This is a genomic window from Streptomyces sp. SS7 (assembly GCF_037993025.1).
Classification (GTDB): Bacteria; Actinomycetota; Actinomycetes; order Streptomycetales; family Streptomycetaceae; genus Streptomyces.
Map to the genome: position 1 here is coordinate 7257570 of NZ_CP141223.1, position 24106 is coordinate 7281675.

The window sequence follows — 24106 nt, forward strand, 5'->3', positions numbered from 1 at the left end:
CGTTCTCGGGTGTCGCCGGGGCGTGCCGCTCAGGCGGCGAGGGCGAGGGCGAATGGGCGCGGTGGTCCGCGCCGGCCCAGGGAGTGCACGAGGATCAGGTCCCGGGCGGTGGCCGTACGGTGTGCGGGCCGCGGCAGGCGGCGGGCCGCCGGGGTGCGTCGTACGGTCACGGCACGGAACGCGAGGAGCAGGGGCCGGAAAGTGGTGGCCCCGGCCGCCCGCAGCAGCTGCGCCAGCGCCCGCTCGCCCCGGCGCAGCCAGGCGGCCGCGATCAGGCCGACGGTGAGGTGCGCGGCGAGCAGCAGCCAGGCGGTGACCGGGTCGGAGTGGGCCATCAGCCCCGCGAGCCGGTCGGGGTCGGCGCCGGTGACCCGGGCCAGCGGGATGCCGACCCGGCTGCCGTCGCCGCACAGCACGTCCCAGCCGACCGCGGCGAGCGGTCCGGCGACCGGGCCGCCGGCCCGGCCGTAGCAGACGTGCTGGCCGGTGGTGAAGATCGTGTCGGCCGCCAGCTCCAGCGGGATCAGCGCGGCGGCGATCCGTCCGAAGCCGCACTCGCGGCCCGCGAGGGCGTAGGCGAGGAGGAACACGGCGGCCGCGACGGCGGCCACCGTGTTGAACGGCAGCGGGGCCCGGGACAGCAGGACGTGCGACGCGGTGCTGAGCGTCACGACGACCGCCGTGAACAGCGCCGCGCGTACGGCTCTGAGTCGGGTCCCGGATATGTCCATTGCGCTGGAAGTGTGTCACGCGCTCCCGTAAGGGACCCCTAAAAGGTCCCTGTGAGAACGCCGACTGTTAGAGACCTGTTGCCGACGCCCGCCTCGGGCCGCCGTCACAGGCCGGGGATGCGGCCGTTGCGGAACAGGTCGACGAAGATCTGGTGGTCGGCACGGGCGCGGGCGCCGTAGCTGTGCGCGAAGTCCACCAGGAGCGGCGCGAAGCCCTCCTCGTCGGCGGCGATGGCCGCGTCGATGGCCCGCTCGGTGGAGAACGGCACCAGGGACTCGCCCGAGGTGTCGTCCGCCGCCGCGTGCATCGTGGCGGTGGCCCGGCCCAGGTCGGCGACGACGCCCGCGATCTCCTCCGGGTCGTCGATGTCGCCCCAGTCCAGGTCCACCGCGTACGGCGAGACCTCGGCGACGAGCTGGCCCGCGCCGCCCAGCTCGGTCCAGCCCAGCCACGGGTCGGCGTGCTGCTGGAGGGCGCGCTGCGAGATCACCGTGCGGTGACCCTCGTGCCGGAAGTAGTCGCGGATCGCCGGGTCGGTGATGTGCCGGGAGACCGCCGGGGTCTGGGCCTGCTTGATGTAGATCACGACGTCGTTCTCCAGGGCGTCGCTGTGGCCCTCCAGGAGGATGTTGTACGACGGCAGGCCCGCCGAGCCGATGCCGATGCCGCGGCGGCCCACGACGTCCTTCACCCGGTAGGAGTCCGGGCGGGCCAGGGAGGTCTCCGGCAGCGTCTCCAGGTAGCCGTCGAAGGCCGCGAGGACCTTGTAGCGGGTGGCCGCGTCCAGCTCGATGGATCCGCCGCCGGGCGCGAAGCGGCGCTCGAAGTCACGGATCTCCGTCATGGAGTCCAGCAGCCCGAAACGGGTCAGGGAGCGGGCGTCGCGCAGGGCGTCCAGCAGCGGGCCCTCGGCGGTGTCCAGGGTGAACGGCGGCACCTCGTCGCTCTTGGCGCCGGTGGCCAGGGCGCGCATCCGCTCGCGGTACGCGCCCGCGTACACCCGCACCAGCTCGGTGATCTGGTCGTCGCCGAGCGCCTTGGCGTACCCGATGAGGGCGATCGAGGCGGAGAAGCGCTTGAGGTCCCAGGTGAAGGGGCCGACGTACGCCTCGTCGAAGTCGTTGACGTTGAAGATCAGCCGGCCCGTGGAGTCCATGTAGGTGCCGAAGTTCTCCGCGTGCAGATCGCCGTGGATCCACACGCGCGAGGTGCGGTCGTCCAGGAACGGCCCGCCCCGCTTCTCCGCGTCCAGGTCGTGGTAGAAGAGCGCCGCCGTGCCCCGGTAGAACGCGAACGCGGACGCCGCCATCTTGCGGAACTTCACCCGGAACGCGGCCGGGTCGGCGGCCAGGAGCTCGCCGAAGGCGGTGTCGAAGACGGAGAGGATCTCCTCGCCGCGCTGCTCGTCATTGAGCTGGGGAACCGACATCGCTGGGTGCCTCCTGGGACCGGTGGTGCGTGACCTCGGGACGGATCGTCCGTCCCCTTCCAACGTCCGAAGGTACGTGGGAGTGCCCGCGGAGTGTCAGTGGCGAGGCTTAGACTTCGACGCTGACCCCCGGACTGTCCGCCCGCCAGTCGTCGAGTGTTTCCCTTGGAGGCCACGCCGTGTCGAAGCCGCCGTTCACGCACCTGCACGTCCACACCCAGTACTCGCTGCTGGACGGTGCCGCGCGGCTCAAGGACATGTTCAACGCGTGCAACGAGATGGGCATGACCCACATCGCCATGTCCGACCACGGCAACCTGCACGGCGCGTACGACTTCTTCCACACCGCGAAGAAGTCCGGGATCACCCCGATCATCGGGATCGAGGCGTACGTCGCGCCCGAGTCGCGGCGCAACAAGCGCAAGATCCAGTGGGGCCAGCCGCACCAGAAGCGCGACGACGTCTCCGGTTCCGGCGGTTACACCCACAAGACGATCTGGGCGGCGAACGCCACGGGCCTGCACAACCTCTTCCGCCTCTCCTCCGACGCCTACGCCGAGGGCTGGCTGCAGAAGTGGCCGCGCATGGACAAGGAGACCATCGCCAAGTGGTCCGAGGGGCTCATCGCCTCCACCGGCTGCCCCTCCGGCGAGCTCCAGACCCGGCTGCGCCTCGGCCAGTACGACGAGGCCCTGAAGGCGGCCGCCGACTACCAGGACATCTTCGGCAAGGACCGCTACTTCCTGGAGCTGATGGACCACGGCATCGACATCGAGCACCGGGTCCGCGACGGCCTGCTGGAGATCGGCAAGAAGCTCGGCATCCCGCCGCTGGTGACGAACGACTCGCACTACACCTACGCGCACGAGGCGACCGCGCACGACGCGCTGCTGTGCATCCAGACGGGCAAGAACCTCTCCGACCCCGACCGCTTCAAGTTCGACGGCACCGGCTACTACCTGAAGTCCACGGACGAGATGTACGCCATCGACTCCTCGGACGCCTGGCAGGAGGGCTGCGCCAACACGCTCCTGGTGGCGGAGCAGATCGACACCGCCGGCATGTTCGAGGCCCGCAACCTCATGCCGAAGTTCGACATCCCCGAGGGCTACACCGAGGTCACCTGGTTCCGCGAGGAGACCATGCGCGGCATGCACCGCCGCTTCCCCGAGGGCATCCCGGACGACCGCATGAAGCAGGTCGAGTACGAGATGGACACCATCATCTCGATGGGCTTCCCGGGCTACTTCCTCGTCGTCGCCGACTTCATCATGTGGGCCAAGAAGCAGGGCATCGCCGTCGGCCCCGGCCGCGGCTCCGCCGCCGGCTCGATCGTCGCGTACGCCATGGGCATCACCGACCTCGACCCCATCCCGCACGGTCTGATCTTCGAGCGGTTCCTCAACCCCGAGCGCATCTCGATGCCCGACGTCGACATCGACTTCGACGAGCGTCGGCGCGTCGAGGTGATCCGGTACGTGACCGAGAAGTACGGCGCCGACAAGGTCGCCATGATCGGCACCTACGGCAAGATCAAGGCCAAGAACGCGATCAAGGACTCCGCGCGCGTGCTGGGCTACCCGTACGCGATGGGCGACCGCATCACCAAGGCCATGCCCGCCGACGTCCTCGGCAAGGGCATCGACCTCAACGGCATCACCGACCCCTCGCACCCCCGCTACAGCGAGGCGGGCGAGGTCCGCGCGATGTACGAGAACGAGCCCGACGTGAAGAAGGTCATCGACACCGCCAAGGGCGTCGAGGGCCTGGTCCGCCAGATGGGTGTGCACGCCGCCGGCGTGATCATGTCCAGCGAGACCATCACCGAGCACGTCCCGGTCTGGGTGCGGCACACCGACGGCGTCACCATCACCCAGTGGGACTACCCGAGCTGCGAGTCGCTCGGCCTGCTGAAGATGGACTTCCTCGGCCTGCGCAACCTGACGATCATGGACGACGCCGTCAAGATGGTGAAGTCCAACAAGGGCGTCGACATCGACCTGCTCGCCCTGCCGCTCGACGACCCGACGACCTTCGAACTGCTCCAGCGCGGTGACACCCTCGGCGTCTTCCAGTTCGACGGCGGCCCCATGCGCTCCCTGCTGCGCCTGATGAAGCCCGACAACTTCGAGGACATCTCCGCCGTGTCGGCGCTCTACCGGCCCGGCCCGATGGGCATGGACTCGCACACCAACTACGCGCTGCGCAAGAACAAGCTCCAGGAGATCACCCCGATCCACAAGGAGCTGGAGGAGCCCCTGCAGGAGGTCCTCGCCGTCACCTACGGCCTGATCGTCTACCAGGAGCAGGTGCAGAAGGCCGCCCAGATCATCGCCGGCTACTCGCTGGGCGAGGCCGACATCCTCCGGCGCGTGATGGGCAAGAAGAAGCCCGAGGAACTGGCGAAGAACTTCACCATCTTCCAGGCCGGCGCCCAGAAGAACGGCTACAGCGACGAGGCGATCCAGGCCCTGTGGGACGTCCTCGTCCCGTTCGCCGGCTACGCCTTCAACAAGGCCCACTCCGCCGCGTACGGACTGGTCTCGTACTGGACCGCCTATCTGAAGGCGAACTACCCGGCCGAGTACATGGCCGCGCTGCTGACCTCCGTCAAGGACGACAAGGACAAGTCGGCGATCTACCTCAACGAGTGCCGCCGCATGGGCATCAAGGTGCTGCCGCCGAACGTCAACGAATCGGTGCACAACTTCGCCGCCCAGGGCGACGACGTGATCCTCTTCGGCCTGGAGGCCGTCCGCAACGTCGGCACCAACGTCGTCGAGTCGATCATCAGGAGCCGCAAGGCCAAGGGGAAGTACGCCTCCTTCCCCGACTACCTCGACAAGGTCGAGGCGGTCGCCTGCAACAAGCGCACCACGGAATCGCTGATCAAGGCGGGCGCGTTCGACACGCTCGGGCACACCCGCAAGGGCCTCACCGCCCAGTTCGAACCGATGATCGACAATGTGGTCGCGGTCAAGCGCAAGGAGGCCGAGGGCCAGTTCGACCTCTTCGGCGGCATGGGCGAGGAGGAGAGCAGCGAGCCCGGCTTCGGCCTCGACGTGCAGTTCACCGAGGACGAGTGGGACAAGACCTACCTGCTCGCCCAGGAGCGGGAGATGCTCGGCCTCTACGTCTCCGACCACCCGCTGTTCGGCCTGGAGCACGTGCTGTCCGACAAGGCGGACGCGGGCATCGCCCAGCTCACCGGCGGCGAGCACGCGGACGGCGCGGTCGTCACCATCGGCGGCATCATCTCGGGCCTCCAGCGCAAGATGACCAAGCAGGGCAACGCCTGGGCCATCGCCACCGTGGAGGACCTCGCGGGCTCCATCGAGTGCATGTTCTTCCCCGCGACCTACCAGCTCGTGTCGACGCAACTCGTCGAGGACGCCGTCGTCTTCGTCAAGGGCCGCCTCGACAAGCGCGAGGACGTGCCCCGGCTCGTCGCGATGGAGCTCCAGGTCCCCGACCTGTCGAACGCGGGCACCAACGCGCCGGTGATCCTCACCATCCCGGCCACCCGGGTCACCCCGCCGATGGTCAGCCGGCTCAACGAGATCCTCACCCACCACCGGGGCGACAGCGAGGTCCGCATCAAGCTCCAGGGCCCGACGAAGACGACCGTCCTGCGTCTGGACCGGCACCGGGTCAAGCCCGATCCGGCGCTGTTCGGCGATCTGAAGGTGCTGCTCGGACCGTCCTGCCTGGCGGGCTGAGACCCGGCCCGACCACGAGCGCGAGGGGCGCGTCCGGTTCCGGACGCGCCCCTCGGTGTACCTGGGCCGCAACAGCCCGCTGCGTGGGCGTCAGTTGTGCCCGAACCGCTTCTGCCGGCCCTTGCGGGCGATGTCGGCCGGGGTCACCTGGGAGATCCGCTGTTCGGCCTGCTCCTGCATCGAGGACTGCTGGGCCTGCTGCTGACCACGCTCGGACTGCGGCTGTTTACGGTCCTGCTTCTTGTTCTTGGCCATGGGGATCTGCCTCCTGCGGGGGATGTAGGGACCAGGGCCGCGACCAGATTCACATAGGCTGACTTAAGGCGCATTTCGGATAATTACCGTCCGTGACAGGGGTTCTCGGAGCGCATCGCCCCGAAACGCCACGCCGAAGATCGAGTTCGGGCCGTTAACCCCCGCACGGTCGGGCAGACTCGAAGGAAGCCCGAAGCAAACCTCCCGGGAAGAGGGTGAGTCGTGTGGACCGCTGCATCGTCCTGGTGGACGCCGGGTATCTGCTGGGGGCCGCCGCCAGCCTCCTCGCCGGGGAGCCCTCCCGGTCCCGCATCACCGTCGACCACTCCGCCCTCGTCCAGGGCCTGCGCGAACAGGCCGAGTCGGAGACCGAACGCCCCCTGCTGCGCATCTACTGGTTCGACGGCGCCCCCGACCGCGTCCCCCAGCCCGAACACCGCAGACTGCGCGTGATGCCCCGGGTCACCGTCCGGCTGGGCGCCCTGACCCGCAGCGACGGCCGCTGGGCCCAGAAGGGCGTCGACGCCGCGATGCACGCCGAACTGACCGAACTGGCCCGCAACCGCGCCTGCTCCGACGTGGTCCTCGTCACCGGCGACGGCGATCTGCTGCCCGGCATGATGGCCGCCAAGGAACACGGCGTCGCCGTCCACCTGTGGGCCGTCCAGGCCGCCGACGGCGACTACAACCAGTCCGAGGACCTGGTCGCCGAGGCCGACGAACGGCGCGTCCTGGACCGCACGTGGATCACCAAGGCCGTACGCGCCAAGGAGCTGGGCGGGGTGTGCGCGCCGCCGCCCGTACCCCGGCCCGAGATCGCCGCGATCCTCTCCGCGCCGCTGCCCGACACCGGGCTCGCCCCCGCCGCCGAGCGGCCCGCCGAGGAGACCGAACACGCCGGCGCGGACGCCGCCGACCGCTCCGGCGCCCAGGAGCGCCTGCCCGCCACCAAGGGCGTGCCCACCCCCAAGGACCTGGCCGCGCTGCGCGCCCCCGGCAGCCACCCCGCCCCGCAACCCGCCACCGCCACCCTGCGCTGGTCCTCCGACAAGGGCTGGGTGGACCGGCCCGGTGCCGTCGCCGAGCCCGCCGAGGTCTCCTCCATGCCGACGCTGGCCCAGCTGACCACGGCCGAGCAGCGCTGGGCCGACCGCGAGGAGGACATCACCACCGTGGGCGGCGACCCGTTCGAGGTGGGACAGGTCTTCGCCCGGCGCTGGATGGGCCGCCTCGGCGACCAGGGCCACCTCCAGAAGCTGTCCGCCATGTACCCGCGCATCCCGCACCGCATCGACGGCGAGCTGCTCCGGTACGCGGCCCGCTTCGGACTGCTCGCGCACAAGGACGACCAGATCGACGAGCACGACCGCTACGCCATCCGGGCGGGCTTCTGGCGCGAGGTCGACACCCGGACCGCAGCCGAGCACGCGCCCGCCGGGGACTGACGGCCCCGGGGCCGCGTCCGCGAAGTGCTCTCGGGTCACCGGTCGGGACTCTGCGGACACGGCCCCCGGGCGGCCCCGAGGACGAGCGGGGCCCGCCGACCCCGTAGGCTCGTCCCTTGTGAGTACGCGCGCGACATCGGCCATCCGCCACCCGGACGAGGTCGTGTGTGCCGTGCGCGGACTGACCAAGACCTATCCGGCGGTCCGGGGCCGGCGCGGCACCGCGGCGACCGCCGAGGTACGGGCCACCGACGGGGTGGAGCTGGACATCCACCGCGGCGAGATCTTCGGGCTGCTCGGCCCGAACGGCGCCGGCAAGTCCACCCTCGTACGGCAGCTCACCGGGCTGATGCGGCCCGACTCGGGCACCGTGGAGATCCTCGGGCACGACATCGTGCGCCACCCCGAGCGGGCCGCCCGGATCCTCGCCTACCTCGGCCAGGAGTCCACCGCCCTCGACGAGCTCACCGTCTCCCTGGCCGCCGAGACCACCGGACGGCTGCGCGGCCTCGACGTGCGGCAGGCCCGGCGGGAACGGGACGCCGTCCTCGACGAACTGGGGCTCACTCCGCTCGCCGGCCGCACGCTGCGCAAGCTGTCCGGCGGACAGCGGCGGCTGGCCTGCTTCGCGTCCGTGCTGGTGGGGGAGCGGCCCCTGCTGGTGCTCGACGAGCCGACCACCGGGATGGACCCGGTCGCGCGGCGCGCCGTGTGGTCGGCCGTGGACCGGCGACGCGCCGAGCGCGGCACGACCGTCCTGCTGGTCACCCACAACGTCATCGAGGCCGAGACCGTGCTCGACCGGGTCGCCGTCCTCGACCGTGGCCGGGTCATCGCCTGCGACACGCCGGTCGGGCTCAAGGAACAGGTGGCCGGCGAGGTCCGGGTCGAGCTGGTGTGGCGGGAGCGGGCGCCGCTGGACGTCCCCGAGGTCGCCGCGCTGCGCGAGCGGGCCGTGGAGTCCGGGCGCCGCTGGACGCTGCGGCTGGCCCCCGACGAGGCCCGCGCGATCGTCGCCACCGTCACCGGCGGCGCCGCCTTCGCCGCCCTGGACGACTTCACCCTGGCCACGCCCAGCCTGGAGGACGTGTACCTGGCACTGGGCGGGGCCGCGCGGCAGGGGCTGGTGCGGGCATGAGCGATCTGAGCAGCGTGGGCCCAGGGGCCGTATGGTCCCTCGGGCCCGTACGCTCGCAGGGGGAGCGGGGGACGGTATGAGAGCCGCAGGGAAGAGGAGCAGCGCCACGTGAGTGTCGTACCCGCCGGGGTTCTGCCGGGCGGCGCCCGGGCCGGCACCGGCACGGTCCGCGCGGCCGCCGAGCTGGGGCCGCGCGCGCGGCTGTGGCCGTCGCTCGTGGCCGTGTACCGGGCGCAGCTCTCCCGCGCGCGGGTGGCGCGGATCCCGCTGCTGTTCGTGGCGACCTTCCAGTCGGTCGGCATCCTGATCATGATGCGCGGTGTCGTGGACGGGGGCAGCGAGGCCGAGGCGGTCGTCGCGGGCTCCGCGGTGCTCGTCGTCGCGTTCGTCGCGCTCAACCTGCTCGCGCAGTACTTCGGGCAGCTGCGGGCGAGCGGCGGGCTGGACCACTACGCCACCCTGCCGGTGCCGCCGGCGGCCGTGGTACTGGGCGCGGCGGGGGCGTACGCCTCCTTCACCGTGCCGGGGACGCTGGTGACCGCGGTGTTCGGGTGTGTGCTGTTCGGGCTGCCGCTGACGCATCTGTGGGTGCTGGCGGCCGTGATCCCGCTGGCCGGGGCCGCGCTGTCCGGGCTGGGCGCCGCGTTCGGGCTGCTCGCGCCGCGGCCGGAGCTGGCGACGGTGCTGGGGCAGCTGGGGATGTCCGCCGCGCTGCTGCTGGGGGTGCTGCCGCCGGACCGGATGCCGGAGGTGGTGCGGTTCGCCCGGGACCTGCTGCCGTCGACGTACGGAGTGGAGGCCTTCGCCCGGACCTTCGGGGCGCACCCGGACTGGGCGCTGGTGCTCGGGGACCTCGCCGTGTGCGCCGGGGTGGGCGTCGTCTCCCTGGCCGTCGCCACCTGGGCCTACCGCCGGGCCGCCGTCCGGTGACGCGCCGCACGGCCGGGCCTGGCACGATGTCAGGGTGACCGCACCGCTGACTCCGCCTCCGCCGCCGCACGAACCGTCCCCGCGGGGGGCCGCCTGGCCGCCTCCGCCCGGAGGGCCGCTGGGGGCGGCTGCCGTGCCGCAGGACGCCGCGTACGGACAGGACGGGCCCGGGATGAAGACCGAACTGCGAGAGGCCGCCGTGGTGACGGTGGCCGTCGCGGTGGCCGGCGCGCTGCTCGGGGTGCTGTGGAAGTACCTGGCGCCCTCCGTGCCGCTGGTGGGCGACGTCGTGAACGGCGGGTGGGTCGTCTACCTCAAGGACACCGAGGGCGAGCAGGCGATCGGGGTGGACGGGACGTTCACCCTGCTGGCGCTGGCGTTCGGGGCCGTGAGCGCGGCCGTGGTCTTCGCCTGGCGGCGGCGCGGGGGCGTGCCGCTGGTGGTGGCCCTGGTGCTCGGGGGGCTGCTCGGGTCGGTGCTGGCGTGGCGGCTGGGGGTGTGGCTGGGGCCCGGGTCGGACGTGATCGCGCAGGCCAAGGCCGCGGGCAAGGGCGTGACGTTCTCGGCGCCCCTGAAGCTGGGCGCGCACGGTGCCCTGCTGGCCTGGCCGTTCGCGGCCCTGGTGGTCCACCTGGGCCTCACGGCGCTGTTCGGCCCCCGTGACCCGGACCCGTACGCGCAGGGCCAGGCCCCGAAGGACGCGTACGGCGCGCCGCTCGCGTGACGCCGCTGCGCGCCGGCCGGAGCACGTGAGCCGACGCTGAAGCACCCCTTCTCGGCCGGCCCCCCTCTCAGCCGCGGCCGATCGGGGCCAGGACGGCGCCGGTCAGGGTGGCCAGGTCGGCCGGGGCGAGTTCCACCTCCAGGCCCCGGCGGCCCGCCGAGACACAGATCGTGGGGTGGGCGGTGGCCGAGGCGTCGAGGACCGTGGGCAGCCTCTTGCGCTGACCGAGGGGGGAGATGCCGCCCCGGACGTAGCCCGTGGTGCGTTCGGCCAGGGCGGGGTCGGCCATGGCGGCGCGTTTGCCGCCCACCGCCGAGGCCAGGGCCTTCAGGTCGAGGGACCCGGCCACCGGGACCACCGCGACCGTGAGCGCACCGTCCACGTCCGCCACCAGCGTCTTGAAGACCCGGTCGGGGGACACGCCCATCGCCTCCGCGGCCTCCTCGCCGTAGGAGGGGTGGCCCGGGTCGTGGTCGTAGGCGTGGACCGTGAAGTCCACGCCCGCCGAGGTGAGGGCCACCGTGGCGGGGGTGCCGCCGGACTGCTGCTGCTTCTTCGGCTTCTTCGCCATGGGGTTTCGCGCGCCTTCGGGAATCGCGGTTCGGCTGTTCAGTTGAGACTCGTCGGGCCGCGCGTCAGGTCCGACGCGGGCAGCGAGGGCAGGTTACGGATGATCGCCGTCTCGGTGCGAAGGAGTCGCAGTTCGTCGCGGAGCCGGGAGGCGGTGTCGGGGGCCTGGAGCAGGCGCTGTTTGGTGGGCGTGTCGAGCATCATCGCCGCGGCCACCAGGTAGGACACCACCCCGGGGTCGTCGGGCAGGTCCGCGCCGGTGGTCAGGGAGCGTTCCCGGGCGCCCGCCAGGCGTTTCTGGTACTGGCGGAAGGCCCGCAGCACTCCCTCGGCGAGCGCGCCGGCCTCGTCGCCCGGTGCCTCGGGGAGTTCCTCGAGTTCCGCCGTCAGGAACGGGCCCGAGGCGTCCACCGACACCAGGCGCACCCGTGTCGTGCCCGTCGCAAGGACCTCGAAGGTGCCGTCGGCGCGCTCCCGGATCGTCGCGGCGTCGGCCACGCAACCCGTGCCGTGGAAGGCCTTGAGGGGGTCCCCGCCGAAGCCGGCCGACGGGCCGCGTTCGGGCAGCGCGGTCTGGTCGGGCAGTCCCGGCGCGCTGGGCGCGACCTCGTGGCCGTCGCGGATGGCGACGACGGCGAACCGGCGCGGTTCGTCCTCGGAGGTCTTGAGCAGATCGCGCATCATGGCGCGATAGCGCTCCTCGAAGACGTTCAGCGGGAGCACCAGACCCGGGAACAGCACCGAGTTCAGGGGGAAGAGCGGCAGACGGACGGTGGTCACGGCGCAGAAGCCTAATGGTCGTCCGGGTGGGCGCGGTCGCCGTGCCCCTTTCGTGGCTGCCACGGCTCGGGCACGGCCCGTCCGGTGTACACGGCCTCGCGCACCGCCAGGAAGTGGCCGAGGGGGTCGTCGGAGAGCCGGTTCCAGGGGAAGGAGGTGGCGTACGGGCCGATCAGACGCAGTTGCACGAGGGCGTCGTCGAGGCGGCCGAGGCGGACCAGGACGTACACCAGCAGGTTGCGTATCTCGGCCGGCCAGGGGTCCAGGGACGGGAAACGCGCCGACAGGGCCATCGCGCGGTCGGCCGCCGAGTCCAGCCGCTCGCGCGGCACCTCGGGTCCGCAGCCGTCGGTGAGGTAGGCGAAGGCCGCCCGGGCCGGGAGCGCCTGGACCAGCGAGCCCGCCGGGGCGTCCTGGGCGGCCCGGTCGGCGAAGTCGAAGCACTCGCGGTGCGAGCCGTGCCAGGACTCGGCGAGGTAGCGCTTGGCGGCGACATGGCAGCCGTAGTGGTGCGGGGCGCGGCGCACCGCCGCCTCCCACAGTTCGCCGAAGTACTTGTGCCCGGCCCGCGCGCCGCGGGCGTGGTCCAGGGCGATCCGCCACGGCACCGGGTCGCCGTGGTCGCTCTGCGCGGCCGCCGTGATCAGCGGGCTCACCTCGCGCAGCAGTTCGGCGCGCGCCGGTGACAGCCAGGCCCGGTCCACGGCGAGCTGGGCCGAGACCAGCAGCAGGTCGGGGTCGCGGGGCGCCGCGGCCCGCCACTCCTCGAACCACTCCGTACGGGAGTGCGCGAAGGAGGCCAGGCGGGTCACGTAGCGGTCCCGGTACTCCCACTCGGCCCGTTCCCGGGTGCGGGTGAGCAGGGCGGCGGCCGGTTCGTACGAGCCCCGTCCGGCCGCGACCAGGGCCGGCCCGAGCCGGTCGTCGGGCACATCGAGGAGCACCTCGTCGTCGGCGGGGAGCCCGGCGCCGGGGTGGGGGGCGGCGGTCGTCCGTGCCGCCCGGGAGATACGGGAGGCACGGATGAAGGGGGGCAGCAGAGCCATGGTGCCGCCCATTGAAAAGCCGCAGGTCGGCTTGCGCCAGAGGGTGTGGGCAAGCGCGGGAAAGTTGTACGCCACCAGGTCAAGGAACCGTAAAAAGTGAGCCCTGTTCAGGGATTGTTCGTGCAAGGACGAGGGGGTTGTGTGGAGATTCGGCCATACGGGTTTCAGCCTGCCGGAACCGGGTCGGTCACTCCCACCGCGCGGGTCCCACGGCCCCGCCGGGGCCTGTCACGTCACTCCCGCCGCACCGGTCTCGCAGCCTCGCGGGGCTGCTCGCGTCACTTCCCGGCGCCGGTCCCGCAGCTGCGGTCGGGTCCGGCCGCGGCGGCCCCGTCGGGCGGGTCCCGCGGCCCCCGTCGGGGCCGGTCGCGTCGTCCCCCGTCGAACAAGCTCCGCAGCCGTGCCGGCGGGGCAGTCGGGTCGTCCCTGTGGCGCCGGTCCCGCAGCTGCGGTCGGCCCGGCCGAGTCGTCCCCGTCGCGCGGGCCCCACAGCCGTGGCGGGTGTCGGCCGTGTCACCTCCGCGGCACTTCCTCGCAGCCCCGTCGGGGCCTGTCACGTCGCTTTCGTCGCACTGGTCCCGCAGCCCCGTCTGGCCGGTCGCGTCGGCCCCGTCGCGCGGGCCCCGCGGCCGTGCCGGGATTCAGCCGCGCCGTCCTCGTCGAACGGGGACGGCCCGGCCGCACCGGGGCCCGCCGGGTCGTCCCCGAGGCACCGCGGTCCCGCAGCGTGCCCGGGCCCGGCCGGGGCGCCGTCGCGTCAGCCTCGGCGCAGTAGCCTCGTCGCCCCCGCCGCCACCGTCGTCGCCAGGACCCAGCCCAGGAGGATCAGGGCCGTCGACAGCCACTGCCAGCCCCCGGTGAGCTGCCACTGGCCCACCTGGCCCAGGTCGATCACCGGCAGCAGCAGGTCCAGGCTGAACAGGGCCGGGTTCCAGGGCGGGTGCCCGCCCGGGTTCACCGGGGGGTGCGGGGCGTTCGCGAAGGCCAGGGTGCTCGCCGCCCACAGCACCGCCATCCACACCGCCGCCCGGCCCGGCCGGTACCCGTAGGCCACCGTCCAGTCCTGCGCGTAGCCCACGAGCTTCGCGGCCGGCGGCAGGGTCTCCCGGCGCCGGCGCTGCTTGGCGAGCAGCACCTCACGTGCGTCCTCGTCCTCGCCGCCCTCCCGCAGCACCGTCGCCAGCCGCTCGTACGGCTCCGGCGCGTACTCGGCGGTTGCCGCCGCGATCCACTCCAGCCGCGCGGCCAGCGGGAACGGGCCCTGCGGCACCAGGTTCTCGTACGCGAAGCCGCCCATGTGCAGACTGCCCGGGCCCGGCCAGGCGCTCGCCCGGTCCACCAGGTTGATCACCCGGGCGCCGGACAGCACCACCTTGCCGCGCCGCGGCCGCTCCCCGAGGAACCGCAGCTCGGGCGTCTGGATCCGGACCAGCGACAGCTCCTGGTCGTCCGTGAAGGTGAACCGGGCGCGCTCCAGGTCGACCGCGTCCCCGAACCGCCCGTCGTCCAGCCGCACCCCGCCCCGGCACTCGAAGCGCTGGATGCGGGTCCCGCGCGCGGGCGTCGTCCCGCTCAGCGCCTGCCGGCCCACGCCCGCCGGGGTCAGGTACAGCGAGCGCTCCACCGTCAGCTGCGGCGCGTTCAGCGCGAGCCGGGTGTACGGGTTGACCAGCCGGGCGCCCCGCAGACTCAGCGACACGCCGATCTTGGCGCTGCGCAGGCTCAGCTCGCCGTGCGACTCCAGCAGCTCCGCCTGGAGGTCCTGGCCGACCGTCATCCCGTCCGCGGCGATCGAGCGGCCCGTGCGGTCGCGGTACACGATCGTCTGGTTCAGCATCAGGTCCGTGCCGATGTGCGCGTCGGTGAGCCGTACGCCGTTGTGGAAGCGGCAGCGGGGCAGATGCAGATCGCCCTCCGTGTGCAGCCGGGCCGCCTCCAGCCGCGGCACCGCGCAGTCCACCATCCGCAGGGTCGTGAACCGCGCCTCCGGCAGCAGCACGTCCCGCTCGAACCGGCACCGCCGCAGCTCGACGTACGGCACCACCGTGCCGCCCGCCAGGTCGAGACTGCCGCTGATCCGCACCCCGACCAGCTTGAGGCTGGACACCCGGCCCGCCAGCGCGGGCGGGCCGGCCAGCAGCAGCCAGGCCACGATCCTTGCCCGCACGGTCCGCTCGCCGCCCCACGGATGCCCGCCGTGCGGATCGTCCACGACCGTGTCCCCGCTGCTCAGGTCGTACACGCTGCCGTTGCGGAAGGCCTGCCACATCCCGGCCTCGGCGGCGGTCAGATCGTCCGGGATGTCACCCGAAGCCGCTCTGTCCCCCTCGGTCACCATCTGTCACCCCCCTTGGTCGTCCCCAGCCCTTGATGCCCTTGCGTGACCCCCCGGAAGCAAGACGTGAAGGTGATCTTCCGGGTTCCGGCCACGCTCCGTATCAGCCACTGATACGCGCGGACGGTGCCGGAAGCCGGTCTGAGAGAATTGGCCTGTGATCTCTCGAATCGATCTGCGCGGCGACGCCCTTCCCGAGGGCCCCGCCCTGCGTGACCTGCTGCCCCGAGCCGAGTTCGACGTTCAGGCCGCCCTGGAGAAGGTGCGTCCGATCTGCGAGGCCGTGCATCATCGGGGCGACGCGGCGCTGATCGACTTCGCCGAGAAGTTCGACGGGGTACGGCTGGAATCCGTACGGGTCCCCGCACACGCGATCACCGACGCGCTCCAGACGCTCGACCCGGCCGTGCGCGCCGCTCTGGAGGAGTCCATCCGCCGCGCCCGGCTCGTCCACCGCGCGCAGCGCCGTACGACCCACACGACCCAGGTCGTGCCGGGCGGGTCCGTCACCGAGAAGTGGGTGCCCGTCGAGCGCGTCGGGCTGTACGCGCCCGGTGGCCGGTCGGTCTACCCCTCCTCCGTCGTGATGAACGTCGTGCCCGCGCAGGAGGCCGGCGTCCGGTCCGTCGCGCTCGCCTCGCCCGCCCAGGCCGAGTTCGGGGGCCTCCCGCACCCGACGATCCTCGCCGCCTGCGCCCTCCTCGGCGTCGACGAGGTCTACGCCGCCGGCGGCGCGACCGCCGTCGCGATGTTCGCGTACGGCACCGAGTCCTGCGCGCCCGCGAACATGGTCACCGGGCCCGGCAACATCTGGGTCGCCGCGGCCAAGCGCTACTTCACCGGCAAGATCGGCATCGACGCCGAGGCCGGCCCGACCGAGATCGCGGTCCTGGCCGACGCGAGCGCCGACCCGGTGCACGTCGCCGCCGACCTGATCAGCCAGGCCGAGCACGACCCGCTGGCCGCCGCCGTCCTGGTCACCGACTCCGTCGAGCTCGCGGACGCGGTCGAGAAGGAACTGGAGCCGCAGGTCGCCGCCACCAAGCACATCGACAACCGGATCGTCCCGGCACTCAAGGGCCGGCAGTCCGCGATCGTGCTCGTCGACGGCGTCGACGAGGGCCTCAGGGTCGTCGACGCGTACGGCGCCGAGCACCTGGAGATCCAGACGGCGGACGCGGCGGCCGTGGCCGACCGGGTGAGGAACGCCGGCGCGATCTTCATCGGGCCCTGGGCGCCGGTCTCCCTCGGCGACTACGCCGCCGGGTCCAACCACGTGCTCCCCACCGGCGGCTGCGCCTGCCACTCCTCGGGCCTGTCGGTCCAGTCCTTCCTGCGCGGCATCCACATCGTCGACTACACGAAGGACGCGCTGGCCGAGGTCGCGCACCACGTGGTCACGCTGGCGGAGGCGGAGGACCTGCCCGCGCACGGCGCGGCGGTCAAGGCACGTTTTGTCGGAGACGAACAGATGGCGCGTGGCTGGAAGGTACCGACGAGCAAGTGAACCTCGGAATCGACGATCTCCCCGTACGGGACGAGCTGCGCGGCAAGTCCCCCTACGGCGCGCCCCAGCTGGACGTCCCCGTACGGCTGAACACCAACGAGAACCCCTACCCGCTGCCCGAGCCGCTGGTCGAGCGGATCGCGGAGCGGGTCCGCGTGGCGGCCCGCGACCTCAACCGCTACCCCGACCGGGACGCCGTCGAGCTGCGCACCCGGCTCGCGCAGTACCTGACGGACACCTCCGGGTACCCGGTCGGTCTCGCGAACGTGTGGGCCGCCAACGGCTCCAACGAGGTCCTCCAGCAGCTGCTCCAGACCTTCGGCGGACCGGGCCGTACGGCCATAGGCTTCGAGCCGTCGTACTCGATGCACGGACTCATCGCGCGCGGGACGGGCACCGGCTGGGTCTCCGGGCCCCGGCGCGAGGACTTCACCATCGACCTGGCGGCCGCCGAGAAGGCGATCGCCGAGCACCGCCCCGACGTCGTCTTCGTCACCACCCCCAACAACCCCACCGGCACCGCCGTCCCGGCCGAGACCGTCCTCGCGCTGTACGAGGCCGCGCAGGCGGCCAGGCCGTCGATCGTGGTGGTCGACGAGGCGTACATCGAGTTCAGCCACGGCGACTCGCTGCTTCCGCTGATCGAGGGCCGTCCGCACCTCGTCGTCTCGCGGACGATGTCCAAGGCCTTCGGCGCCGCCGGGCTGCGCCTCGGCTACCTCGCCGCGCACCCGGCCGTCGTGGACGCCGTCCAGCTCGTACGGCTGCCGTACCACCTGTCGGCCGTCACCCAGGCGACCGCGCTGGCCGCCCTGGAGCACACCGACACGCTGCTCAAGTACGTCGAGCAGCTGAAGTCGGAGCGGGACCGGCTGGTGAGCGAGCTGCTGGCGATCGGCTACGAGGTCACGGCGTCCGACGCCAACTTCGTGCAGTTCGGCCGGTTCGCCGACGCCCACGAGGTCTGGCAGAAGATCCTCGACCGGGGCGTCCTGGTCCGCGACAACGGCGTACCGGGATGGCTGCGGGTCACCGCCGGAACCCCCGAAGAGAACGACGCGTTCCTCGACGCGGTCCGTGAAGTCAAGAAGGAGCAGAGCGCATGAGCCGCGTAGGACGTGTGGAGCGCACGACGAAGGAGACCTCGGTCCTCGTCGAGATCAACCTCGACGGCACCGGCAAGGTCGATGTGTCGACCGGCGTCGGTTTCTACGACCACATGCTCGACCAGCTCGGGCGGCACGGTCTGTTCGACCTGACCGTGAAGACCGACGGCGACCTGCACATCGACTCCCACCACACCATCGAGGACACCGCCCTCGCCCTCGGCGCCGCCTTCAGGCAGGCCCTCGGCGACAAGGTCGGCATCTACCGCTTCGGCAACTGCACGGTCCCGCTGGACGAGTCCCTCGCCCAGGTGACGGTGGACCTGTCCGGCCGGCCGTATCTCGTGCACACCGAGCCCGAGAAGATGGCGCCGATGATCGGCGAGTACGACACCACGATGACCCGGCACATCCTGGAGTCCTTCGTCGCCCAGGCCCAGATCGCGCTGCACGTGCACGTGCCCTACGGGCGCAACGCCCACCACATCGTCGAGTGCCAGTTCAAGGCCCTGGCCCGGGCCCTGCGGTACGCCTCCGAGCGCGACCCGCGCGCGGCCGGCATCCTCCCCTCCACGAAGGGTGCGCTGTAACACCATGACCGGTCTGTCGACCCTTCTGATCGTCGTCGGCCTGTTCCTGGTCGGCGGCATCTACTCCTTCGTCAAACAGGACATGCCGAGGAGCCTGATCGTGCTGCTGTCGATCGGCGCGGGGATGTGCCTGGTCGCCGGTGTGATGCGGCTGGAGGTGTGGAATTGAGCGCGGTGAGCAAGAAGGTCGTCGTCTTCGACTACGGCTTCGGCAACGTCCGCTCCGCCGAGCGCGCCCTCGCGCGCACCGGGGCCGAGGTCGAGATCACCCGTGACTTCGACCGGGCCATGAACGCCGACGGGCTGCTGGTGCCCGGCGTCGGCGCCTTCGCCGCCTGCATGACCGGCCTGCGCGCGGCGCGCGGCGACTGGATCATCGACCGCCGGCTGTCCGGCGGCCGCCCGGTGATGGGCATCTGCGTCGGCATGCAGATCCTGTTCGCCCGGGGCATCGAGCACGGCGTCGAGACCGAGGGCCTCGACGAGTGGCCCGGATCGGTCGAGCCGCTCCAGGCCGAGATCGTCCCGCACATGGGCTGGAACACCGTGGACGCCCCCGCGGGCTCCGAGCTGTTCGCCGGCCTCGACGCGGACGCCCGGTTCTACTTCGTGCACTCCTACGCCGTCCACGACTGGACGCTGGAGACCCACAACGCGGCCATGCGCGCGCCCAGGGTGACCTGGTCGACGCACGGCAAGCCGTTCGTGGCCGCCGTGGAGAACGGCGCCCTGTGGGCCACGCAGTTCCACCCCGAGAAGTCCGGCGACGCCGGAGCCCAGCTCCTCACCAACTGGATCGGAACCCTGTGAGCAAGCTCGAACTCCTCCCCGCCGTCGACGTCCGCGACGGCCAGGCCGTCCGTCTCGTCCACGGCGAGTCCGGCACGGAGACCTCCTACGGCTCCCCGCTGGAGGCCGCCCTCGCCTGGCAGCGGGCGGGCGCCGAGTGGCTGCACCTGGTCGACCTGGACGCCGCGTTCGGCACCGGCGACAACCGGGACCTGGTCCGTGAGGTCACCGGGGCCATGGACATCAAGGTGGAGCTGTCCGGCGGCATCCGCGACGACGCCTCCCTCGCCGCCGCGCTGGCCACCGGCTGCACCCGCGTCAACCTCGGCACGGCCGCCCTGGAGACCCCCGAGTGGGTCGCCCGGGTCATCGCCGAGCACGGCGACAGGATCGCGGTGGGCCTGGACGTCCGCGGCACCACCCTCAAGGGCCGCGGCTGGACCCGCGACGGCGGCGACCTCTACGAGACGCTGGAGCGGCTCGACAAGGAGGGCTGCGCCCGGTACGTCGTCACGGACATCGCCAAGGACGGCACCCTCCAGGGCCCCAACCTGGAGCTGCTGAGGAACGTCTGCGCGGTCACCGACCGGCCGGTCGTGGCATCGGGCGGCGTGTCGTCCCTGGACGACCTGCGCGCCATCGCCGAGCTGGTACCCCTCGGTGTCGAGGGCTCCATCGTCGGGAAGGCGCTCTACGCGAAGGCGTTCACCCTGGAAGAGGCCTTGGAGGCTGTGTCGCGATGACGTCCGAAGCCGTACGGCGGGTGCAGAGCGGAAGTCCCTGGGAGGAGAGTTTCGGGTTCGCACGCGCCGTCGCGGCGGGGGACCGCGTGCTGGTGGCGGGCACCACGTCCTTCAAGGGCCGCGTGCTCTACGGGGAGGGCGACCCCTACGAGCAGGCCAAGGTGGCCCTCACCGGCGCGATCGAGGCGCTCGGCGCGTTCGGGCTCGGTGTGGAGTCCGTGATCCGTACCAGGCTGTACCTGACACACCAGCGGGACGTCGACGAGGTGGGCCGGGCCCACAAGGAGATCTTCGACGCCGTGCGCCCGGTCTCGACCCTGCTGGTCGTGGAGGGCTTCGTCGACCCGCGCATCCTGGTCGAAGTGGAACTAGAGGCATTCAGAGGAGCCGTGAACTCATGACCCTGGCGGTCCGAGTCATCCCCTGCCTGGACGTGGACAACGGCCGGGTCGTCAAGGGCGTCAACTTCCAGAACCTGCGCGACGCGGGCGACCCCGTCGAGATGGCCAAGGTGTACGACGCCGAGGGCGCCGACGAGCTGACCTTCCTGGACATCACCGCCTCGTCCGGCAACCGCGAGACCACCTACGACGTGGTGCGCCGCACCGCGGAACAGGTGTTCATCCCGCTGACCGTCGGCGGCGGCGTACGCACCCCCGAGGACGTCGACAAGCTGCTGCGGGCCGGCGCCGACAAGGTGGGCGTCAACACGGCGGCCATCGCCCGTCCCGAGCTCATCCGGGAGATCGCCGAGCGGTTCGGCAGCCAGGTGCTGGTGCTGTCCGTGGACGCGCGCCGCACCCCCTCCGGCACCTTCGAGGTGACCACCCACGGCGGCCGCCAGGGCACCGGCATCGACGCGATCGAGTGGGCACACCGGGCGGCCGAGCTGGGCGCCGGCGAGATCCTGCTGAACTCGATGGACGCGGACGGCACCAAGGACGGCTACGACCTGGAGATGATCGCCGCCGTCCGCAAGCACGTCACGGTCCCGGTCATCGCCTCCGGCGGCGCCGGCCGACTCGGCGACTTCGCCCCGGCCGTCGAGTCGGGCGCGGACGCGGTCCTGGCCGCGTCGGTGTTCCACTTCGGCGACCTGCGCATCGGAGAGGTGAAACAGGCCCTGAAGCAGGCCGGCCACCCGGTGCGCTGACACCCCGACGGTGCGACGAGCCCCGGGCTGCCCGGCGGCCGGGGCTCACCCTTGGGGCTTGGGCTGGGCCAGTTGGATGAGGTTGCCCACCGTGTCGTCCAGGACGGCCGTGATCACCGGGCCCTGTTCGGTCGGGGCCTGCGTGAACTCGACGCCCAGCGCGCGCAGGCGGTCGTACTCCTGGTGGACGTCGTCCACCGAGAAGACGATGCACGGCAGCCCCGCCCCCTTCACGGCCGTGCGGTACGGCTCCGCGATGGGACCCTGGCCGGGCTCCAGCAGCAGCTGGAGGTCCTGCTGGGCGCCCTCGGCCGCGCCGACCGTGACGAACAGCGTGCCGCCGCCCAGGTCCATGTGCGTCCGGGTCTCGAACCCCAGCACGTCCGTGTAGAACGCGTGGGCCTTCGCGACGTCGTCGACGTACACGCTGGTCATGGCTACTTTGATCACGGGGTGCCCTTTCCGCACGCTCGCCCGCAGCCCGCTCAGATGCCCAGCTGCTTGCCGCTGTGCAGCTTCTCGACGGCGTCCTCGTCGCCCTCCAGCTCCACCTTCGCGGCGTTCTGCCGGCCGTACAGGAACAGCAGCAGCTCCGACGGCTCCCCGGTGACCGTCACCACCGGCGCGCCGCGCTGTGCGACCACCGTACGGCCGTCCGCGCGGCGCAGCACCAGACCCGTCGGGGAACCGCGGCCCATCAGCCGCGCCGTGCGCTCCAGCCGGGACCACAGGGCGTCCTGGAAGACCGGGTCGAGCTCCCGGGCCGTCCAGTCGCGCTGGGCCCGCCGCACGTCCTCGGTGTGGACGTAGAACTCGATCGTGTTGGACGCCTCGTCGATCTGCTTCAGCTGGAAGGGTGAGAAGCGCGGCGGGCCGGTGCGGATCAGCTGGATCAGCTCCTCGTACGGCTTGGCGGCGAACTCCGCCATCACCTTGTCCAGCCGCGGTGCCAGCTGCTTGATCAGAATGCCCCCGGCGGCGTCCGGACGACGCTCGCGCACCACCACGTGCGCGGCCAGGTCCTGCGTCTCCCAGCCCTCGCAGAGGGTCGGGGCGCCCGGACCGGCCGTCTCCAGGAGGTCGGCGAGCAGGAGCCGTTCACGCTTGGCGAAAGTCGACATGCGGTCAGCCTACGACCGCGTACCGGGTCCGCACAGTGGACACCGGCCCGTCACTGTCCGTCGCGCGCGGCACAATGGCCCCCATGACCAGCACGCCCCCTCCCCGCAGTCTCGACCCCGAGATCGCCGCGCGCCTCAAGCGCAGCGCCGACGGGCTCGTCCCCGCCATCGCCCAGCAGTACGACACCGGTGAGGTGCTGATGCTCGGCTGGATGGACGACGAGGCGCTGCACCGCACCCTCACCACCGGCCGCTGCACCTACTGGTCGCGCAGCCGCCGGGAGTACTGGGTCAAGGGCGACACCTCGGGCCACTACCAGTGGGTGAGGTCCGTGGCGCTGGACTGCGACGCCGACACCCTGCTGGTCAAGGTCGACCAGGTCGGCGCCGCCTGCCACACCGGCGCGCGCACCTGTTTCGACGCCGACGTGCTCCTCGAGGGCGCCGATTCCGGCGCAACCGCCTCGGATCAGTAAGGTCAGCCGCCATGGACCTCGAGACGTTCCGCAAGCTGGCCACCGACCGACGGGTCATCCCGGTCACCCGCAAGCTCCTCGCCGACGGCGACACCCCGGTCGCGCTCTACCGCAAGCTCGCCGCCGAGCGCCCCGGCACCTTCCTGCTGGAGTCCGCGGAGAACGGCCGCTCGTGGTCCCGGTACTCCTTCGTGGGCGTCCGGTCCGCGGCGACCCTGACGGCCCGCGACGGACAGGCCCACTGGCTCGGCGCCCCGCCCGTCGGCGTCCCCGTCGACGGCGACCCGCTCGCCGCCCTGCGCGCCACCATCGAGGCCCTGCACACCCCGCACCAGGAGGGTCTGCCGCCGTTCACCGGCGGCATGGTCGGCTACCTCGGCTACGACATCGTGCGCCGCCTGGAGAAGATCGGCCCCGGCGAGCGCGACGACCTGCGGCTGCCCGAGCTGACCATGCTCCTCACCAGCGACCTCGCCGTCATGGACCACTGGGAGGGCTCGGTCCTGCTGATCGCCAACGCGATCAACCACAACGACCTCGACACCGGCGTCGACGAGGCCCACGCGGACGCGGTGGCCCGCCTCGACGCCATGGAGGCCGACCTCACGCGCGCGGTGGCCCAGCCCCCGGCCGTGCTGCCGCCCTCCGAGCTGCCCGAGTACACCGCACTGTGGGGCGGCCCCGACTTCCGGGCCGCCGTCGAGGACATCAAGGAGCGCATCCGCGCGGGCGAGGCCTTCCAGGTCGTCCCCTCGCAGCGCTTCGAGACGCCGTGCACGGCGAGCGCGCTGGACGTCTACCGCGTCCTTCGGGCCACCAACCCCTCGCCGTACATGTACCTGTTCCGCTTCCCCGACGGCGAAGGCGGTGTCTTCGACGTCGTCGGCTCGTCCCCCGAGGCACTGGTCAAGGTGGAGGACGGGCGGGCCATGGTCCACCCCATCGCCGGCACCCGGCACCGCGGCGCCACCCCGCAGGAGGACCAGGCCCTCGCCGACGAGCTCCTCGCCGACCCCAAGGAGCGCGCCGAGCACCTCATGCTGGTCGACCTGGGCCGCAACGACCTGGGGCGGGTCTGCGAGCCCGGCTCCGTCGAGGTCGTCGACTTCATGTCCATCGAGCGGTACTCCCACGTCATGCACATCGTCTCGACCGTCACCGGCAAGGTCGCCCCGGGCCGCACCGCCTTCGACGTCCTCACCGCCTGCTTCCCCGCCGGCACCCTCTCCGGCGCCCCCAAGCCGCGCGCCATGCAGATCATCGACGAGCTGGAGCCGTCCCGGCGCGGCCTGTACGGCGGCTGCGTGGGCTACCTGGACTTCGCGGGCGACTCCGACACGGCCATCGCCATCCGCACCGCCCTGCTGCGCGACGGCACCGCCTACGTCCAGGCCGGCGCCGGCATCGTCGCCGACTCCGACCCCGTCGCCGAGGACCAGGAGTGCCGCAACAAGGCGGCCGCGGTCCTGCGCGCGGTCCACACCGCGAACCGGCTCGTGAAGTAGCCCTCCCGCGCGG

At 72.2% G+C, this 24106-nt stretch carries 24 protein-coding genes; 15 read left to right on the forward strand and 9 right to left on the reverse strand.

Annotated elements, in window-relative coordinates:
- Nucleotides 1–29 precede the first annotated feature (29 nt).
- Both U5640_RS33295 and U5640_RS33300 read right to left on the reverse strand, forming a co-directional pair.
- Nucleotides 30–731: a hypothetical protein gene (locus U5640_RS33295; RefSeq protein WP_340380775.1), complete on the reverse strand. Its 702-nt coding sequence runs from the start codon at nucleotides 729–731 to the stop codon at nucleotides 30–32.
- Nucleotides 732–835: 104 nt separating this feature from the next.
- Nucleotides 836–2161, reverse strand: a complete 1326-nt coding sequence (locus U5640_RS33300) for a DUF2252 domain-containing protein (RefSeq protein ID WP_340380777.1) — start codon at nucleotides 2159–2161, stop codon at nucleotides 836–838.
- A gap of 179 nt (nucleotides 2162–2340) precedes the next feature.
- Here U5640_RS33300 and dnaE point away from each other — a divergent pair, with 179 nt between their 5' ends.
- Nucleotides 2341–5880 carry a DNA polymerase III subunit alpha gene (gene dnaE, locus U5640_RS33305; RefSeq protein WP_340380779.1) on the forward strand — a complete coding sequence of 1180 codons (3540 nt, stop codon included), beginning with the start codon at nucleotides 2341–2343 and terminating at the stop codon, nucleotides 5878–5880.
- Between the two features lie 90 nt (nucleotides 5881–5970).
- Here the strand turns inward: dnaE and U5640_RS33310 are convergent, their stop codons facing one another.
- A complete protein-coding gene (locus tag U5640_RS33310; RefSeq protein WP_199844526.1) occupies nucleotides 5971–6135 on the reverse strand; it encodes a hypothetical protein in 165 nt (54 codons plus the stop codon).
- Nucleotides 6136–6359: 224 nt separating this feature from the next.
- Here U5640_RS33310 and U5640_RS33315 point away from each other — a divergent pair, with 224 nt between their 5' ends.
- The 4 genes from U5640_RS33315 (at nucleotide 6360) to U5640_RS33330 (ending at nucleotide 10372) form a co-directional block, all read left to right on the forward strand.
- Nucleotides 6360–7580 carry an NYN domain-containing protein gene (locus U5640_RS33315; RefSeq protein WP_340380782.1) on the forward strand — a complete coding sequence of 407 codons (1221 nt, stop codon included), beginning with the start codon at nucleotides 6360–6362 and terminating at the stop codon, nucleotides 7578–7580.
- Between the two features lie 163 nt (nucleotides 7581–7743).
- Entirely contained in the window at nucleotides 7744–8718 is a 975-nt protein-coding gene (locus tag U5640_RS33320; RefSeq protein WP_340385482.1) for an ABC transporter ATP-binding protein, read from the forward strand.
- A 108-nt stretch (nucleotides 8719–8826) separates the two neighbouring features.
- Nucleotides 8827–9648 carry an ABC transporter permease gene (locus U5640_RS33325; RefSeq protein ID WP_340380784.1) on the forward strand — a complete coding sequence of 274 codons (822 nt, stop codon included), beginning with the start codon at nucleotides 8827–8829 and terminating at the stop codon, nucleotides 9646–9648.
- Nucleotides 9649–9682: 34 nt separating this feature from the next.
- Nucleotides 9683–10372: a hypothetical protein gene (locus U5640_RS33330; protein ID WP_340380786.1), complete on the forward strand. Its 690-nt coding sequence runs from the start codon at nucleotides 9683–9685 to the stop codon at nucleotides 10370–10372.
- A gap of 67 nt (nucleotides 10373–10439) precedes the next feature.
- Here U5640_RS33330 and ybaK read toward each other — a convergent pair whose 3' ends face one another.
- From ybaK to U5640_RS33350, 4 genes are all read right to left on the reverse strand, one after another.
- Entirely contained in the window at nucleotides 10440–10943 is a 504-nt protein-coding gene (gene ybaK, locus U5640_RS33335; RefSeq protein ID WP_340380788.1) for a Cys-tRNA(Pro) deacylase, read from the reverse strand.
- A 38-nt stretch (nucleotides 10944–10981) separates the two neighbouring features.
- Complete coding sequence (locus U5640_RS33340; protein ID WP_340380790.1) at nucleotides 10982–11722, reverse strand: LON peptidase substrate-binding domain-containing protein; 741 nt, start codon at nucleotides 11720–11722, stop codon at nucleotides 10982–10984.
- An 11-nt stretch (nucleotides 11723–11733) separates the two neighbouring features.
- Nucleotides 11734–12780: a hypothetical protein gene (locus U5640_RS33345; RefSeq protein ID WP_340385484.1), complete on the reverse strand. Its 1047-nt coding sequence runs from the start codon at nucleotides 12778–12780 to the stop codon at nucleotides 11734–11736.
- A 745-nt stretch (nucleotides 12781–13525) separates the two neighbouring features.
- Complete coding sequence (locus U5640_RS33350) at nucleotides 13526–15106, reverse strand: oxidoreductase (RefSeq protein ID WP_340380792.1); 1581 nt, start codon at nucleotides 15104–15106, stop codon at nucleotides 13526–13528.
- Nucleotides 15107–15260: 154 nt separating this feature from the next.
- On the opposite strand from U5640_RS33350, the gene hisD reads away from it, so the two are divergent.
- From hisD to hisF, 8 genes are read left to right on the forward strand one after another with little or no spacing between them, the layout of a single operon-like run.
- Nucleotides 15261–16610 (forward strand): histidinol dehydrogenase, encoded by a 1350-nt coding sequence (gene hisD, locus U5640_RS33355; protein WP_340380794.1) that lies wholly within the window; start codon nucleotides 15261–15263, stop codon nucleotides 16608–16610.
- On the forward strand, nucleotides 16607–17716 hold the full coding sequence (locus tag U5640_RS33360; RefSeq protein WP_340380796.1) for a histidinol-phosphate transaminase: 1110 nt from the start codon (nucleotides 16607–16609) through the stop codon (nucleotides 17714–17716). Before hisD ends, U5640_RS33360 begins: the two co-directional genes overlap by 4 nt.
- Nucleotides 17713–18306 (forward strand): imidazoleglycerol-phosphate dehydratase HisB, encoded by a 594-nt coding sequence (hisB, locus tag U5640_RS33365; protein WP_340380798.1) that lies wholly within the window; start codon nucleotides 17713–17715, stop codon nucleotides 18304–18306. Before U5640_RS33360 ends, hisB begins: the two co-directional genes overlap by 4 nt.
- A gap of 4 nt (nucleotides 18307–18310) precedes the next feature.
- Nucleotides 18311–18475: a hypothetical protein gene (locus U5640_RS33370; RefSeq protein WP_199844527.1), complete on the forward strand. Its 165-nt coding sequence runs from the start codon at nucleotides 18311–18313 to the stop codon at nucleotides 18473–18475.
- On the forward strand, nucleotides 18466–19116 hold the full coding sequence (gene hisH, locus U5640_RS33375) for an imidazole glycerol phosphate synthase subunit HisH (RefSeq protein ID WP_340380800.1): 651 nt from the start codon (nucleotides 18466–18468) through the stop codon (nucleotides 19114–19116). The genes U5640_RS33370 and hisH overlap by 10 nt, the downstream gene beginning before the upstream one ends.
- Nucleotides 19113–19838 (forward strand): bifunctional 1-(5-phosphoribosyl)-5-((5-phosphoribosylamino)methylideneamino)imidazole-4-carboxamide isomerase/phosphoribosylanthranilate isomerase PriA, encoded by a 726-nt coding sequence (gene priA, locus U5640_RS33380; protein WP_340380802.1) that lies wholly within the window; start codon nucleotides 19113–19115, stop codon nucleotides 19836–19838. Before hisH ends, priA begins: the two co-directional genes overlap by 4 nt.
- Nucleotides 19835–20239, forward strand: coding sequence for a RidA family protein (locus tag U5640_RS33385; protein WP_340380804.1), 405 nt, complete (start codon nucleotides 19835–19837; stop codon nucleotides 20237–20239). Before priA ends, U5640_RS33385 begins: the two co-directional genes overlap by 4 nt.
- Entirely contained in the window at nucleotides 20236–20991 is a 756-nt protein-coding gene (gene hisF, locus U5640_RS33390; protein ID WP_340380806.1) for an imidazole glycerol phosphate synthase subunit HisF, read from the forward strand. The genes U5640_RS33385 and hisF overlap by 4 nt, the downstream gene beginning before the upstream one ends.
- Nucleotides 20992–21036: 45 nt before the next feature.
- Here the strand turns inward: hisF and U5640_RS33395 are convergent, their stop codons facing one another.
- On the reverse strand, nucleotides 21037–21441 hold the full coding sequence (locus U5640_RS33395; protein ID WP_340380808.1) for a VOC family protein: 405 nt from the start codon (nucleotides 21439–21441) through the stop codon (nucleotides 21037–21039).
- A 35-nt stretch (nucleotides 21442–21476) separates the two neighbouring features.
- On the reverse strand, nucleotides 21477–22112 hold the full coding sequence (locus U5640_RS33400; RefSeq protein WP_340380810.1) for a TIGR03085 family metal-binding protein: 636 nt from the start codon (nucleotides 22110–22112) through the stop codon (nucleotides 21477–21479).
- An 83-nt stretch (nucleotides 22113–22195) separates the two neighbouring features.
- Here U5640_RS33400 and hisI point away from each other — a divergent pair, with 83 nt between their 5' ends.
- The gene (gene hisI / locus U5640_RS33405; RefSeq protein WP_340380812.1) at nucleotides 22196–22588 is read left to right on the forward strand and encodes a phosphoribosyl-AMP cyclohydrolase; all 393 of its coding nucleotides are present in this window, start codon (nucleotides 22196–22198) and stop codon (nucleotides 22586–22588) included.
- An 11-nt stretch (nucleotides 22589–22599) separates the two neighbouring features.
- On the forward strand, nucleotides 22600–24093 hold the full coding sequence (locus U5640_RS33410; protein ID WP_340380814.1) for an anthranilate synthase component I: 1494 nt from the start codon (nucleotides 22600–22602) through the stop codon (nucleotides 24091–24093).
- Nucleotides 24094–24106: the final 13 nt, after the last annotated feature.

Bases quoted from the DNA above. Each gene is read 5' to 3' on its own strand.
- U5640_RS33295 (WP_340380775.1), bottom strand. From the start codon at position 731: ATGGACATATCCGGGACCCGACTCAGAGCCGTACGCGCGGCGCTGTTC.
- U5640_RS33300 (WP_340380777.1), bottom strand. From the start codon at position 2,161: ATGTCGGTTCCCCAGCTCAATGACGAGCAGCGCGGCGAGGAGATCCTC.
- U5640_RS33310 (WP_199844526.1), bottom strand. From the start codon at position 6,135: ATGGCCAAGAACAAGAAGCAGGACCGTAAACAGCCGCAGTCCGAGCGT.
- ybaK (WP_340380788.1), bottom strand. From the start codon at position 10,943: ATGGCGAAGAAGCCGAAGAAGCAGCAGCAGTCCGGCGGCACCCCCGCC.
- U5640_RS33345 (WP_340385484.1), bottom strand. From the start codon at position 12,780: ATGGGCGGCACCATGGCTCTGCTGCCCCCCTTCATCCGTGCCTCCCGT.
- U5640_RS33350 (WP_340380792.1), bottom strand. From the start codon at position 15,106: ATGGTGACCGAGGGGGACAGAGCGGCTTCGGGTGACATCCCGGACGAT.
- hisB (WP_340380798.1), top strand. From the start codon at position 17,713: ATGAGCCGCGTAGGACGTGTGGAGCGCACGACGAAGGAGACCTCGGTC.
- U5640_RS33370 (WP_199844527.1), top strand. From the start codon at position 18,311: ATGACCGGTCTGTCGACCCTTCTGATCGTCGTCGGCCTGTTCCTGGTC.
- U5640_RS33385 (WP_340380804.1), top strand. From the start codon at position 19,835: ATGACGTCCGAAGCCGTACGGCGGGTGCAGAGCGGAAGTCCCTGGGAG.
- hisF (WP_340380806.1), top strand. From the start codon at position 20,236: ATGACCCTGGCGGTCCGAGTCATCCCCTGCCTGGACGTGGACAACGGC.
- U5640_RS33400 (WP_340380810.1), bottom strand. From the start codon at position 22,112: ATGTCGACTTTCGCCAAGCGTGAACGGCTCCTGCTCGCCGACCTCCTG.
- hisI (WP_340380812.1), top strand. From the start codon at position 22,196: ATGACCAGCACGCCCCCTCCCCGCAGTCTCGACCCCGAGATCGCCGCG.
- U5640_RS33410 (WP_340380814.1), top strand. From the start codon at position 22,600: ATGGACCTCGAGACGTTCCGCAAGCTGGCCACCGACCGACGGGTCATC.